Here is a 14,044-nt window from a genome sequence, read left to right as displayed (position 1 = left end):
TGACGCCGACGCGGTGGGCCCAACCGGGGAAGGCCGACCGGGGAGGGCGCACGCTGTGGCGCCGTGGGATGCCGAGATGCGCGGCCGGACGGCGGCTGCCCGGGCCGTCGACGCGGTGCGTCCGCCCGGGCAGCCGCAGTCGGTCAGCGGTTGTTGGCCGTGGCGCTGCCGAACAGCTTCGTCTTGACGCGGACCGCAGTGTCGTAGTGGCGTGCGAACGCCCTCTTCAGCGGGCCGGCCGCCTCAGGAGACCACCCGGTGGTGCGGGCGACCATGCTGCCCTCGGGCACCTTCTCGTATGCGTAGGTCGCGATGGACTTCCGGGTCACGCCGGGGGGCAGGCTCATCTTCTTGAAACCGTGGTAAGTGCGGTCGTCGGTCACCATGATCAGTCCGCGGTTGAACAGCGGCTCGATCGCACGCGGCTCCTCGTCGGGGCGGGACTTGATCAACAGGCGGCCGTCGTAGGCGGACTGCCAGTCCTTGTTGAGGTAGAGCAGGACGTTGAGGGTGCGCTTCCAGTCCGAGTGCAGCGGGTGCATGTTGAAGTCGACGTGCGTGTCGAGGAAGCCGCCGTCCCCGCTCTGGTGGAAGCCGCCGCCGTGGAAGACCGGGTCGACAAAGAGTTCCTTGTCGGAGATCGTGCTGATGAACTGCCGGAACTGCTCGCTCATCAGTGAGTCATAGAACGCCTTGCTGGTCGGGCCCTGCTCGGCGACGCTCGACAGCTCGTGCTTGTCGCCGAAGACGTAGTCGCGGGACTTGGGCATGGCGTCCGGCGCCGGGAACTCCTCGAGCAGCTTCTCCGCGGTGGCGGCGTCGAGGAAGTCATCGATGACCAGAAGCGGAAATGGCCGGGCATTCTGGAACTCGACCTTCAGCCGCTCCGCCTGGTCGATCCATGTGTTGAACATGCTGATTCTCCCTGATCTGCGCCTGCTCGGCGGGCACATTACCCGTCAGTTGTGACGCGCCCCTCGCAAGAATTGCAGAGTAGCTTCGCCAACTTTCCGAGAACCAGACGGAATGACCCATTGGGGGGAGCCGGGAACGTCGTCCCCGCGAGTCGTATCACGGAGCTTTCCCATCCTTCAGCCTCGATCCGCTGGCCGGTTGGGGATCGCCGGTAGGTCGTGACAGACGAATGCCCCCGTGACCAGCGATGATGGGACTTGCGACGGTTCCATCTGACTGAGCAGCGGGGGCATCCGGTAAATGCGAGTCTCGCACAGCGTCTCGGCGGTTTTCGACGATCCCAATCTCGTGTCCGCGGCGGGTCTGGCCCCGGTGCTGGCGTTGGCCGAGCGGGCCGGGCTGCACGATCTGGTCGCCGAGCACCTGACGGTGCCGGGGTCGGCTGGAGCGAACCTGGTGGTGAAGATTCCGTCGCTGGTCGCCGGGATGGTCGCCGGTGCCGACAGCATCACCGACATGGACCTGCTGCGCCACGGCGGCATGGGTCGGTTGTTCACCGAGGTCCGGGCCCCGACGACGTTGGGCACGTGCCTGCGCGGATTCACCTTCGGCCACGTCCGCCAGCTGGACGCGATCGCTTCCCGGTTGCTGATCGCGCTGGCGAAGCGAACGCCGCTGTTGGCCGGCGCCGACCAGGTCGCCTACCTCGACATCGACGACACCATGCGGGAGACCCACGGCTACGCCAAGCAGGGCGTGGGCTACGGCTACTCCAAGGTGAAGGGCCTCAACGCGCTGCTGGCGATCATCTCCACGCCGATCGCCGCGCCGGTGATCGCCGGCACCCGGCTGCGCAAGGGAGCGACCAACTCCGCCCGGGGCGCATCCCGGCTGATCACCGACGCGCTGGCCACCGCCGGCAAGGCCGGCGCATCCGGGCGGGTGACCGTGCGCTGCGACAGCGCCTTCTACAACCACGACGTCGTCGCGGCGGCTCGCCGGGGCGGGGCGCACTTCTCGGTCACCGCCCGGATGGATCCGGCGGTGCGCAAGGCGATCGCCTCGATCGGCGAAGCCGATTGGGTGGCGATCAAGTACCCGAACGCCATCTGGGATGACGACGAGGGCCGCTGGATCTCCGATGCCGAGGTCGCCGAGATCGCGTTCACAGCCTTCACCTCCCGCCGCAAGGCCGAGCACATCAGTGCCCGCCTGATCGTGCGCCGGGTCAAGCGGCTGAATCCGCAGTCGGTGCCGGCCGGGCAGAGTGAGCTGTTCGCCGCCTACCGCCACCACGCGGTGTTCACCGACTCTCCGCTGCCGATGCTCGACGCCGAGGCCGGCCACCGCGACCACGCGATCGTCGAGCAGGTCATCGCCGATGTGAAGAGCGGGCCGTTGGCGCACATGCCCTCGGGGGAGTTCTCGGCCAACGGCGCCTGGACCGTGCTGGCTGCGATCGCCTTCAACCTCACCCGCGCCGCCGGCGTCCTGGCATCGACGTTCCACGCCAAGGCGAGAACCGCCACCATCCGCGCTCAACTGATCGCCGTGCCCGCCCGGCTGGCCCGCTCCGCCCGACGAATCCGGATGCATCTACCGCGCGACTGGCCCTGGGAAAGCGCCTGGACCGAGCTGTTCACCAGCACCTGCGGTCCACCAGCGGCGGTGGCCTGACCACCCAGCCGCACGCGGCGCGAGAAACGACCGAAGTGGAAAGGCCGGAAAGACCGGCAGCTCTCGCACGGCCATCATCCCGAAGCCAGATCACCGAACGGAATCAGAAGCACGAACTATCGACGCGGCGGATCGAGGTTCAGGAAGACCCGACCCGCACGCCGCCGGCGGCCACGGTCGCAGCAGTCGGGACGCGGGTGAGCGGCAGGAGCACCACGCGGCGGACGGCCAGCGCAGCCAGCAGAGGTCCGATCGCGAGCGCCGCGGGCGCCCAGATGTGACCGCCGCCGACACCCAGGACGAGGAGCAGGGCCGCTGCCAGGCCCACGAACTCCAACCCGCGGAAGGCGAGCACCAGGCGGTGCCGGTGGTGAACGGTCGCCAAGGCCGAGTAGGGCAGCAGAACGGCAGCGGCGGCGGCGTAGGCCGACCATCCGGCGACCGCCGCCAGCGGTACCTCGTACCGCCCGCCGACCAGGAGGGGGCCGAGCCACGGCAGCAGCACGCACGCCAGCGCGCCGACACCCGCGACGCCTGCGGCCAGCCCAGCGGCGTACCGATCGGCCGACTGCAGGGTCTCCCGCACGGGTCGGGCGCGGAGCGCCACGAACCTCGGCAGCAGGAACGACCCCAAGCCCGCCACGAGGACCAGCGTGGGCGCGGTGAGCACGCGCGCCGCCTCGAGCGGTCCGAAGGCAGCCGCACCGACCAGGGCCACGACGAGGACTCGCACCGCTGTGAGCAGCGTTGGTCGGATGATCTGTGCCGCCGCTCGCCACATCCCGAAGGCCAGGACCGTCCGCAGCGCCGGGGTGCGCCAGGGACCGCGGGGGCGCTCGGACGTCGACAATCGGAACCAGGCGACCCAGGCGGCACCGGTCTGACCGACCAGCAGCGCCACTACGAAGGTGGTGAGAGTGAGTTCGCCCTGGGTCGCCCCGGCCACCAGGACGGCGAGGGCCAGTACGAGGCTCGTGCCGTCGACGGCAGCCAGCGACCAGAAGCGGTGGGTCGCCATGAGCAGTCGGCGCAAGGTGTCCTCGATGATGTACGCCGCGGCGGCCGCCCCGACCAGCACTCCGCCCCACAGCGGCAGGAGTCCCGTCATGAGCCCCCCGAGTGCACCCAGAACTGCGGCGACGCCTGCCAACACGGCTGTCCACCCGTGCAGACCGGCTCGGATACCGGCATGCTGGCGGTCGAGGACGGTCAGCGAGTCTCCGACGAGTCCACTACAGACGGCCGTGGCCATGACCAGGAGCCCGTAGCCGAGCGCGAATGTGGCCAAGCCCGCGGCGTCCAGTGACCGGGCCGCCGCTACCTGGAGCACCAGTCCCGCGAGAGCCTGGGTTATCTGACCAGCGATCGCCCCCGTGGCCGGTCGTCGCAGGATCGCCGGTACTCCTCCCGTCACGCGACCATCCTCCTGGGCGGGACGCTCGGCCCGGCTCCCGCCGGACCGAGCGTCACCCCATGTGAGGGCAGTTCGATCAGCCGATCGCCTGGACGCTCAAGGCCGTGAAGCGGATCGCGACCGGTGAGGTCGCGCTGCCGGAGAGGTAGGCGGAGAGGCCCACCCCACCGGGAGCCTGCAGCGACGGGGTGCTGTCGGTGCGGGTGAGCGTCGGCGTGGCCGGCTCGGCCGCGCCCTGGGCCCACACCGTGGCCGCCAGCTCCGTGGTGCCGGCGCCCTGGAGCTGCAGCCGGACGTTCAGCGCCGTCCCCGCCGCCGAGCTCGCCCCCGGAACCAGCACCTCCCCACCGATCACCGTCTCGCTGAACGAACCCGACAGCCGGGTCACAGCCAGCCGCACCGTGCCGTCGGTCAGGAACCGCAACCGCGCCCGGTACAGCTCGGTCTCACTCACCCGCCGAGCCGCGATGTAGACGAACGTGCCACCACCGGTGGGCGCCTGGTCCACGACCAGGGAGGCCCGCACGTCGACGTCCGCGTGCGACACCCCACCCAGGAACGAGCCGGTGTTGTTGCCCGCCGCCGCCAGGTTCACCGTCGCCGCACCCGGACTCACCGACTGCCGGGCGGCACCGAACTGCACCGTCCAGTCCCCACCCACATCCGCGGTCCCCAGCCCACCGGTCACCGTGCGGTCGAAGGTGTCCACCACCAGCGCAGCCGGATCGACCGGCTCGACCGGGTCGACCGGCTCCTCACCAGCGGTCACCGTGACCGACTCCGTCGCCGTACCCGTGGCACCCTCGCCGTCGGTCACCGTCAACGTCACCGTGTACGTGCCGGCCGCGGCATAGGTGTGACTCGCCGTCGCCCCGGCACCGGTCGCCCCGTCACCGAAGTCCCAGCCATAGGACGCGATGCTGCCGTCGGCGTCCGAGGAACCCGACCCGTCCAGCGACACCGACAGCCCCTCCACCGCAGCAGTGAACGCCGCCACCGGCTCGGCGTTCGGTGGGTCGGTGACGGTCACCGGGGTCGAGGTCTGCGCGGTGGCACCGTGGTCGTCGGTCACCGTCAGCGTGACCGTGTAGGTGCCGGCGGCGGCGTAGACGTGTTCCACGGTGGCACCTGTGCCGATCGATCCGTCCCCGAAGTCCCACTCGTGCGACGTGATGCTGCCGTCGGGATCGATCGATCCGGTGGCGTCGAGCGCCGCCGTCAGGTCCTCGGTGGCCGCCGTGAAGTCGGCCGTCGGGACCAGGTTGATGGCCGTGCCGGTCGAGCCGAGGCTGTGGTGGTTGGCCACCTGGTCGGGCGTGAGGGCGGTCGGGTAGACCGCGACCTCGTCGATCAGGCCGTCGAAGTACGCGGCACCGGACCAGCTGGTGTCGCCACCGACCCGCCAGTAGCCGGTGTAGGCCGCCGCCGACGTGGTGTCGGTCCGCGAGCCGACCAGGACGCCGTCGACGTGGAGCGCCATGCCCGCCGGGCTCAGCGACGCGGCGACGTGGTGCCACTGCCCGTCGTTGTAGGCGCTCGGGCTGGTCACGACGAGGCGCGCGCCGGGGTAGACCCCGAAGTTCAGCTGACCGGCGGTGTCCATGTAGACGTGCCGGTCGTAGCTGCCGCTGTTCCCCGTCGCCGAGCTGCCGAAGCCGATGATCTTGCCGCCGGCGGTCGACGTGGTCCGGAACCAGGCCTCGACGGTGAACGTCTGCGGACCAGCGACCGCAGTCTGTGTGGAGAGGTGGCCCAGGTTCGAGTCAGAGGTCATGCCGCGGAACCGGAACGCCGTGTCCGGGTCGTCGACGATGGCACCCTCCTCGCCCATGTCCGGCGTCGCACCGAGGAGCCCCGCTCGCACCGCCAGGTCACCACGAGCCGCGTAGTCGTAGGCCGTCGCGCCGGAGCTCTCTCCCAGCGGCCAGTAGTGAGCGGCTCCGTCATGTCGCACCGCGTCGCTGTAGGACCGCTGGACGATGTCCCCTTCGGTCACCTCGACCGGCATCCACGGGGAGTTCGCCCGATTGCCCAGGGGGTCGACCGCGCTGACCCGATAGGTGTGCGCGCCGGCCGGCACGCCGAGGTCCACGAAGTCGAGCGGCTGCGGGCTCCACCAGAGGGACGACCTCGCCGTCTCATGCACCGGGTTCGCGTTGTCGCCGTCCCGGTACACCCGGTAGATCAGGTGCTCGTTGTCCCGGTCGTTGGTGGTGCTCCAGCCCACGCGCACCATGCCACCGAGCGGCGAGTCGACCGACGCCGCCAGGGCGCCGGCGGCCGGACCCACCCGGTTGGGGGCGCTGGTCGGGAGGGCGTAACGGACGAGGCCCTGCTGCCCGGTGCCGTTGACCCGCGGGAACTCACCGCCGTACACGACGTACTGCTCGTTCCCCGCGACGCTCCAGCCGGACTGGTACTGACCCGTGTACGACCCCATCGCCATCGTCGGGAACCAGGTCAGCAGCGACGGAGCGGGCTTGCCCTGGAGCAGCGTGCCGCTGCAGGGGTAGCTGCTCTCGCTCTTGTGCACGATCGTGCCGTCAGGGGTCACCCGGCTGCCGCACAGCGTGTCGGTGCCCACGGTGCCCGTCGGCGCCAGGCTCACCGCCGTTGCGTAGCGGTGGATCCGCGGCTCGTGCTCGTGGTAACCACCGATGTTGCTGCAGACGTGCGGGTGCCCGGCGACGTACAGCGCCCCGCCGAGGGGGTGGCTCGAGTACGTGTCGCCGTGGCACTCGTTGATCCAGTTCACGGCGCCACCGTCGGCCTTCGCCGAGAAGCCGCCTTCCAGGTTGCCGGGACCGTAGTAGTCGTACGCGGTGCCGTAGACGTTCGTACCGTCGGTGGAGAGACCGGTCACGGCACCGTTGGTCCCCTGGTTGGTGATCAGCTGGTTGATCGCGAACGGACGGGTCTCACCCGTGACCGCATCGAGTGCGCCGACACCGGTGGCCTTCACCCCGTTGAGCGTGTCGAAGTGGCCCCCGGCGACCACCTGAGATCCGCCCCCGGTCACCACGAGCGCCCGGACGACATCGCTCGTGCCGGTGTTGCCGTCGCGGTTGAGGACCGGCCCGGTGCCCGGGATCGGGTTCCACGGGAGAAGAGCACCGTCAGCCGCGGACAGAGCCGCCAGCCGGTGCCGGCTGACCGAGCCGACCGCGGTGAAGGTGCCGCCGATGTAGACCGTGGACCCGGCCGTGGCGATGGCGCCGACCCGGCTGGAGACGTTGGGCCGGAAGTCCGGGATCAGCTGTCCGGTCGAGGTGCTGTAGGCAGCGATGCGGTTCCGCGGCTCGCCGTCGGCCTGGCTGAAATCTCCGCCGACGTAGATGCGCGATCCGTCCGGCGAGGCGGCCACCACGAGCGCCTGCGCGTTCAGGTCGGGTGCGAAGGAGCTGATCAGCTCGCCGGTGCGGATGTCGTAGGCGAGCAGGTTGTTCCGGGCCGTCTCCTGGCTGCCGGCAGGGGCGCCGGCCGGACGGGCGTGGGTGAACTGCCCGGCCGCGTAGACGGTGTCTCCGACGACGACCTGCGACCACACGACGCCGTTGATCTGCACCGTCGGCAGCGCATCGGCGGTCACCGTGGTCGGGGTGGCCGGATCGGCCGGGTCCAGCGGAGCGGAGTCGGCCTGCGCCTTCCCCCCGAGCGGCCCAGCGAACGCACCTACCGTCATCAGCAGGGCGACCAGCCCCGCGACGAGCGCCCGAGGCGCCGCCGAGCGTGCAGACATTCTTTCCCCCGTGTCCGATATCGCCAGCCCCATCCGAGGCCAGCTGTCGAACACTAAGCGTGACCATGGACCGCGATGCATCCCCCGAAACGGTGACTCTGCGTTCATATCGACGGGGGAAGCGCCCGATGGTCACCCTGCGTGATCGCGCCCTCATGGAAGGTCGTGCTCGGCCGCCCACCCGCGGATGAGGCACGTGTTCCCGGACGCGTCAGAGCCCCCGCGACCGATCGGTCACGGGGGCTCTGCGTCGGACGAGCGTCAGCCCACGGGGCCGGAGAACAGGGCCAGAGGTGCTCCGGCCCGATAGCGGACCTCGACGGTCACGTCCTCGCGGGCGTCTGCGGGCACCCGGAACACGTACACGCCCTCGGCCGCATCTCCCGGAGGCAGCGCACCGGCGAACGGTGACCGCGAGGGATCATCGAGCGGGGAGCCGGGTGTGCGCTCGGGGCCGTGGTACAGGTTGACCGAGACCCCGTCGAGAGCGACGTCGCCGCTCGTCTCGTTGACCACCCGTACGGTGACCCGCAGAGCCGGGCCGGCGACGTCGCCGGGACCGGTGGCCCGACCGTCGATCTCCTCGATGAGTGCGATGGACGCAGTGACGTCTCCTACGGCGACGGACTCGTCGAGAGCCACGACCGGCAGGACGGGCACCTCGCCGCTGTCACTTCCCTCCGTCCCGGGCTCCTCCTGCGGCAGCGGGTCGGTCGAAGGGTCGGGGGTCTCGGAGGGCACGGTGGGTTCGCTCGTCGCGGTCGGCGACGCGCTCGCCGGTGAACTGTCGGTGGCGGCCGCACTCTTCTCGTCGCCGTTGCCGAGGGCGAGGCCCACGAGCGAGAGGGCGGCGACGACGGCCACGGCTGCAGCAGCGATCAGCGCTCGCCGCCGGGGACCGGCTGCCTGTCGCCGAGGGACACCCGCGCCACCCCCGGACGACGGGACATCTGCGGGGGAGCTCATGGCGTCAACCTGCCCATCTCTGTGAACCACTTGACCAAGGCGAGGGCCAGATAGGCCCCCGTAGCGACGAAGAGGACGCCGTAGCCCACGAGGAAGGCGGGTGGCGCGCCGAGCAGGACGAAGACCAGACAGAGGACTCCATAGTCCGTCGGAGCCACGAGCAGCGACCGGGCGACGCTCGGGCGTTCGCCGGTTCGCTCGGCGCGGGTCCTGGCCCCGTACTGGGCGCGGAGGGCCTCGTTGAGCAGCGTCGCGAAGAAGTGCACGACGGCAACTACGGCGAACCCGAGGGGAACCAGCAGCCACGGCCCGCGGTCGACGGTCTCGAATCGGTACCAGCCGATCAGCACTGCAAGGTGCAGCGAGGCGATCTTGAACGCGTCGACCATGTGGTCGAGCCACTCCCCCGCTGGGGATCCCCCGCCACGCAGACGAGCGAGCTGGCCGTCCGCGGCATCGAAGGCGTAGCCCACGGCCAGGCAAGCGGTCACGGCCGCTCCGAGGGTCCACGACGGCGGCACGAGGGCGACCAGCGCTATGCCTGTGAAGGTGAACGCGGCGCTGATGCCGGTGACCGCGTTGGGCGTCAGCCGGGCGTGGAAGGCCACCGCCGCCAGAACCCTGCCCAGCTTGCGGTTGACGAACCGGGAGTAGGCCGGCGCGCCCTTCGCGCCCTTCTGGGCAGCCGACAGGCGGTGCAGCGTCGCGCGAAGACCCTCCGCCGTCGCCGGCTGCGTCCCCCGGGCCTCGACAGCGGTCACTGCCGGGCTCCGGGGAAGGGGATGACGTCGGAACCCGCCGCCGTCGCCTCATCACGCGTCGCCGCGCGCGGGAGCGGGAGCGGGACCGGCGCAAGGATCGACAGCGGCGCCGGGAGGCGCCGGCCGGAGGGGCGCCGCTTCGGGACGTGCCGGCCAGCCAGCCGCAGAGCGAGCCGCTCGTAGCCGGCGGCCACGTCGTCCCAGTCGTAATTCTTCGCCAGCTCACGGGCGCGGACGCCGCGCCCGCGCACCTGGTCGGGGTCGGCCTCGGCCCCGTCGACGAGCGCTGCCACGTCGGCCGGGCTGACGAAGAACCGGCCGGAGTCCTCGACCACCTCGCGGTTGAACTCGACGTCGTAGGCGAGAACGGCGGTCCCGGCGCCGATCGCCCGGAGCAGCGAGGGGTTCGTGCCCCCGACCGAGTGCCCGTGCAGGTAGGTGAAGGCGTGCGCATAGAGCTGGTCGAGCTGCTCCTGGTCCCACACCCCGCCGAGGAAGCGGACGCGGTCATCTGCCAGGCGGTGCACCCGTCTGGTGTAGGCGTCGGAGTAGGGCGCGGAGCCCACCACGACCAGTGGCTTCGTCCCCCGACTACGGCGGTAGCCCTCGACGATGACGTCGACGTGGTTCTCCGGCTCGAACCGGGCCACGGCCAGGTGGAAATCGCCCGGCGTGAGCCCCAGCTCGGCCAGCTTGTCCGTGCCTGGGTCGATGGTCGGGGCCCCGTAGGTCAGCAGGGTGGTCGGCGCCCCGAACTCCGAGCGGTAGTAGTCGGCGATGCCCTGGGCGTCGGCGATCAGGGCGTCGGACCAGCGCACGGCCAGCGACTCGGCCATGCGGTAGTAGCGCTGCCCGGTGGCCCCCCACTTGGCGCGCTTCCACTCCAGCCCGTCGACGTGGGTCGCGACCGGGATGCGGGCGGCCCGCAGTGCCGGCAGCAGCGGGGCGTTCGCGGCGTTGAACACGAAGGCAGCGTCTGTGCGGTGCGCGACGAGGTGGGCCACCGAGAGAGCCGAATGGCTGAGCGTCTCCAGCGAGCGCTTGCGGGCGGCCGGCAGGTGCACCAGCTCCATGCCTAGATGCCGCTCGGGCCGTTCGTCCTGGCCGGGCATCGTCCGGCAGTAGGCGACCACCCGGTGGCCCCGGTCGGCCAGCCTGCGGCCGACCTCTTCCACGGCGGTCTCGAAGCCTCCGTAGCGAGCGGGCACGCCGCGCGTGCCGACCATGGCGATCCGCATGGTGCCTCCGTCCTGTGCAGGCGCGTCGGGCTCGACAGCCACCTGGTGGGTGCCGTCTGGACGCGTGCTTCTCACGAGCTTCGCCGACCTGACGGCGCAGCGGGACCGTTCGGCGGGGGTCCGTGACCCGTGCGAGTGACGCCCGTCAGAGCGGGTCAGTAAGCCCCGGAGCGGGACAGCACGGCTCGGCCGGTCTTCCAGAGGATCAGCCCGTCGAGGGCCAGCGACCAGTTCTCCACGTACCGGAGGTCCAGCCGGACGGACTCCTCCCACGAGAGGTCACTCCGGCCGGAGATCTGCCACAGGCCGGTGAGGCCGGGCTTGACCAGCAGCCGCCGGCGCACGGAGTTGTCGTAGTGCGCCACCTCGCTGGGCAGCGGGGGCCGGGGGCCGACCAGCGACATGCTGCCGCCCAGGACGTTGAGCAGCTGCGGCAGCTCATCGAGAGAGAGCCGGCGCAGGGTGCGCCCGATCCGGGTGACCCGCGGGTCGTGCCTGGCCTTGAAGAGCAGCCCGTCGGACAAGTTGGCGTCGCGCACCGCGTCGAGCTGACGATCGGCGTCGGCGACCATGCTGCGGAACTTGAGCATGGTGAACGTGCTGCCGCCGAGGCCGACCCGCTCCTGGCGGTAGAGGACCGGGCCGGCAGAGGACAGCCGTACCGCGGCGGCGAGGGCCAGCAGGAGCGGCGCGAGCAGCACCAGGGCCGCGGCGGCGGCGGTCCGGTCGACCGCGCCCTTGACCAGGCGGCGCCAGCCCTCGAACTGGGGCGCCTCCACGGTCAGCAGCGGCAGCCCGTCGAAGGGGCGGATGTGCAGCCGCGGGCCGGCCACCTCGATGAGGCCGGGAGCGACGAGCAGTTCCAGGCCGGTTCCCTCCAGCTGCCAGGACAGCCGGCGGAGGTATTCGGCGGCGGTCTCGCTGGACGAGGTCACGGCAACGGTGTCGGCGCCGTACCGGGCGGCCAGGTCCACCACGTCGTCGAGCCCACCAACTGGCACCGCGACGGCGGCCCGCACGCGGTGTCGGTCGTCGGGGGTGACGCAGGCCGCGACCACCTCCAGACCCATGTGGCTCTGCCGGCGCACGCTGGCGGTCAGGTCGAGGACCGCGCCACCGCGGCCCACCACGACGACGCGCTTGACGCACCGCCCCAGGGAGCGGGCGCGGCCCAGCTGCCGGCGGGCGCAGCAGCGGGCGACGAGCGTCGCTACCCCGAGGAGCGGGAGGGCGACGACCACCAGCGCCCGGGAGAGGTCCAGCGCGACGGCGTAGGACACGAAGCCGGCCGCGGCGAGCAGCACGAGCGTGGCCCGGACGACCCGCCGGTACTCCTCGCCGCCGGTCCCGAAGACCCGCTCGGAGTACGCGCCGGACGCGGACAGCAGGGTGGGCCAGATGAGGGGCAGGACGGCACAGGCCCAGAACAGCGCGCCGAAAACCTGCCCGGGTTCGGCACGGGTCAGCAGCACCGCTGCCCCGGCTCCGGCAGCGGCCGCCGCATCGAGTCCCACGAGTGCGGCACGGTAGGGGCGAACCCACCGTGGTGCGCCTCGTCCGGCCCAGCGTGAGGACCGGGTACCGCCGTCGGGAGCGAGCCGCGGACGAGGTACAGGCAGGTGCGTGACGACGCCGTCAGCAACCGCGGTGTGGTTCAGCAGCACAGTCCCCCCCGAGAGCTGTCATCACCTGCTGTCACCAGCAGGGGCGACGCACGGCCGGCTACATGGGCTGCCGTGCGGCGGAGAGGCAGCTCCCCGCTGTCATCGCGACCAGAACCCTCACAGAGAGTCATGGAGGGGGTCAACGCGAGACGCGTCCGTTCACCCGATGGAGGCCGCCGCCTCGGTCCGCGCTCACCCGCGCAGGGGGATCGAGGCAGCGCGGCGTCAGCTACGCGGGTGCACCCGGTTCTGCGCCGCCTCGAGGCCGAGGGTGAGGAGCTCCTCGACGGCGTCGGCTGCCTCGACGAGCAGCAGGTCCAGCTCCTTGCGCTCGGTGGCGGAGAAGTCCTTGAGGACGAAGTCGGCGGGATCCTGCCGACCGGGCGGGCGGCCGATGCCCACCCGCACCCGCAGGTACTCCTTGGTGCCGGCCGAGCGGGTGATCGAGCGGAGGCCGTTGTGGCCGCCCTCCCCGCCGCCGCGCTTGAGCCGGACCGAGCCGAACGGGATGTCGAGCTCGTCGTGGAGGACGACGAGCTGATCGGCCGGGAGCTTGTAGTAGTCCAGCAGTCCCCGGACCGGGCTGCCCGACTCGTTCATGTACGTGAGCGGCTGCGCGAGCACCACGCGCCGGCCGGCCAGGCGGCCCTCCCCGGCGACCGCCCGGGCGCGGGCGCCCTTGCCGGGGGCCGGCGTGATCCCTGCCCGGCGGGCGAGCTCGTCGAGGACCATGGCCCCCACGTTGTGCCGGTTGCCGGCGTAACCCGGACCGGGGTTCCCGAGCCCGACGACCAGGTACGGGCCGTCCGGCACCGGGGACGCCGCAGGGGCGCCGGCGTCGCCGGCGCCCCTGCGGGCCGTGCTCTCGGTCAGCGGAGGCCTCAGCCGTTGTCGGCGGACTTCTCGGCCGAGTCCATCGACTCGCCGCTGCCCTGGTCGAGGGGCTCGGGGACGATGTCGCCCTCGCCGGCACCCTCGGCCGCCTCGTCGGACTCCTCGCGCTCGATGCCGGCCTCGGCCTCGGCCTCGGCCAGCTCCGCCTCGAGCGCCTCGGCGCTGGGCGCACCCAGGAAGCCGATGACCAGCGCCTCCGGGTCGGTGATCAGCGTGGACCCGGCGGGCAGCGCGAGGTCGCCGGCGGTGATGCCCTGGCCGGCCTCACGGCCGGTGATGTCCACCTCGATGCTGTCGGGCAGCTTGGTGGCGTCGGCCTCGATCGAGACGGTGTTGAGCTGGTGGTTCGGGATGGAGTCGGGCGCCGGCTGGCCGACGACCACGATCGGCACGTCGACGGTGGTCTTCTCGCCGCGGCGGACCGCGAGCAGGTCGACGTGCTCGTGCACGCGGGTCAGCGGGTCCCGCTGCACCGCCTTGGCCAGCGTCAGGTGCTCCGTGCCGTCGAGCACGACGGTGATCAGCGCGTTGGTGCCGCCGTTGCGCAGGACCGCGGCAAATTCCAGGGCCGGCAGCGACAGGTGGACGACGTCCTGGCCGTGCCCGTAGAGGACGGCGGGGACGCGGCCGGCGCGACGGGTGCGGCGGGCGCTGCCCTTGCCGAACTCGGTACGGGTCTCGGCCTCGAGGCGGAAGTCAGCCACGGTGATGTGCTCCTCAGAAGGTGGATCGGTCTGCGGTCCGGCGCCGGACGCAGCACACCTCGCGGGGCACAC

10 protein-coding genes are annotated in these 14,044 nt (G+C 71.6%); 1 reads left to right on the top strand and 9 read right to left on the bottom strand.

The window, feature by feature from the left end; all coding sequences use genetic code 11:
* Positions 1 to 143: 143 nt before the first annotated feature.
* Positions 144 to 914, bottom strand: coding sequence for a 2OG-Fe(II) oxygenase (locus BLASA_RS03520; RefSeq protein WP_014374636.1), 771 nt, complete (start codon positions 912 to 914; stop codon positions 144 to 146).
* 301 nt (positions 915 to 1,215) lie between these two features.
* Here BLASA_RS03520 and BLASA_RS03515 point away from each other — a divergent pair, with 301 nt between their 5' ends.
* Positions 1,216 to 2,592 (top strand): IS1380 family transposase, encoded by a 1,377-nt coding sequence (locus BLASA_RS03515; protein WP_014374634.1) that lies wholly within the window; start codon positions 1,216 to 1,218, stop codon positions 2,590 to 2,592.
* A gap of 139 nt (positions 2,593 to 2,731) precedes the next feature.
* Here the strand turns inward: BLASA_RS03515 and BLASA_RS03510 are convergent, their stop codons facing one another.
* The 8 genes from BLASA_RS03510 to BLASA_RS03475 form a co-directional block, all read right to left on the bottom strand.
* Positions 2,732 to 3,700 carry an oligosaccharide flippase family protein gene (locus tag BLASA_RS03510; RefSeq protein ID WP_231839544.1) on the bottom strand — a complete coding sequence of 323 codons (969 nt, stop codon included), beginning with the start codon at positions 3,698 to 3,700 and terminating at the stop codon, positions 2,732 to 2,734.
* A gap of 382 nt (positions 3,701 to 4,082) precedes the next feature.
* On the bottom strand, positions 4,083 to 7,745 hold the full coding sequence (locus BLASA_RS03505) for a PKD domain-containing protein (RefSeq protein ID WP_014374632.1): 3,663 nt from the start codon (positions 7,743 to 7,745) through the stop codon (positions 4,083 to 4,085).
* A gap of 261 nt (positions 7,746 to 8,006) precedes the next feature.
* Complete coding sequence (locus tag BLASA_RS23270) at positions 8,007 to 8,609, bottom strand: hypothetical protein (protein ID WP_014374631.1); 603 nt, start codon at positions 8,607 to 8,609, stop codon at positions 8,007 to 8,009.
* A 98-nt stretch (positions 8,610 to 8,707) separates the two neighbouring features.
* The gene (locus tag BLASA_RS03495; protein WP_014374630.1) at positions 8,708 to 9,472 is read right to left on the bottom strand and encodes a CDP-alcohol phosphatidyltransferase family protein; all 765 of its coding nucleotides are present in this window, start codon (positions 9,470 to 9,472) and stop codon (positions 8,708 to 8,710) included.
* Entirely contained in the window at positions 9,469 to 10,710 is a 1,242-nt protein-coding gene (locus BLASA_RS03490; protein ID WP_014374629.1) for a DUF1972 domain-containing protein, read from the bottom strand. The genes BLASA_RS03495 and BLASA_RS03490 overlap by 4 nt, the downstream gene beginning before the upstream one ends.
* Before the next feature lie 155 nt (positions 10,711 to 10,865).
* Positions 10,866 to 12,224: a sugar transferase gene (locus BLASA_RS03485; protein WP_014374628.1), complete on the bottom strand. Its 1,359-nt coding sequence runs from the start codon at positions 12,222 to 12,224 to the stop codon at positions 10,866 to 10,868.
* Between the two features lie 375 nt (positions 12,225 to 12,599).
* The gene (pth, locus tag BLASA_RS03480) at positions 12,600 to 13,187 is read right to left on the bottom strand and encodes an aminoacyl-tRNA hydrolase (protein ID WP_014374627.1); all 588 of its coding nucleotides are present in this window, start codon (positions 13,185 to 13,187) and stop codon (positions 12,600 to 12,602) included.
* Positions 13,188 to 13,255: 68 nt separating this feature from the next.
* Positions 13,256 to 13,972 carry a 50S ribosomal protein L25/general stress protein Ctc gene (locus tag BLASA_RS03475; RefSeq protein WP_014374626.1) on the bottom strand — a complete coding sequence of 239 codons (717 nt, stop codon included), beginning with the start codon at positions 13,970 to 13,972 and terminating at the stop codon, positions 13,256 to 13,258.
* Positions 13,973 to 14,044 lie beyond the last annotated feature (72 nt).

It is taken from the genome of Blastococcus saxobsidens DD2, assembly GCF_000284015.1.
GTDB lineage: Bacteria > Actinomycetota > Actinomycetes > Mycobacteriales > Geodermatophilaceae > Blastococcus > Blastococcus saxobsidens_A.
The sequence above is the reverse complement of the archived record's forward strand: the minus strand, read 5'-3'. Positions and strand labels throughout refer to the sequence as shown.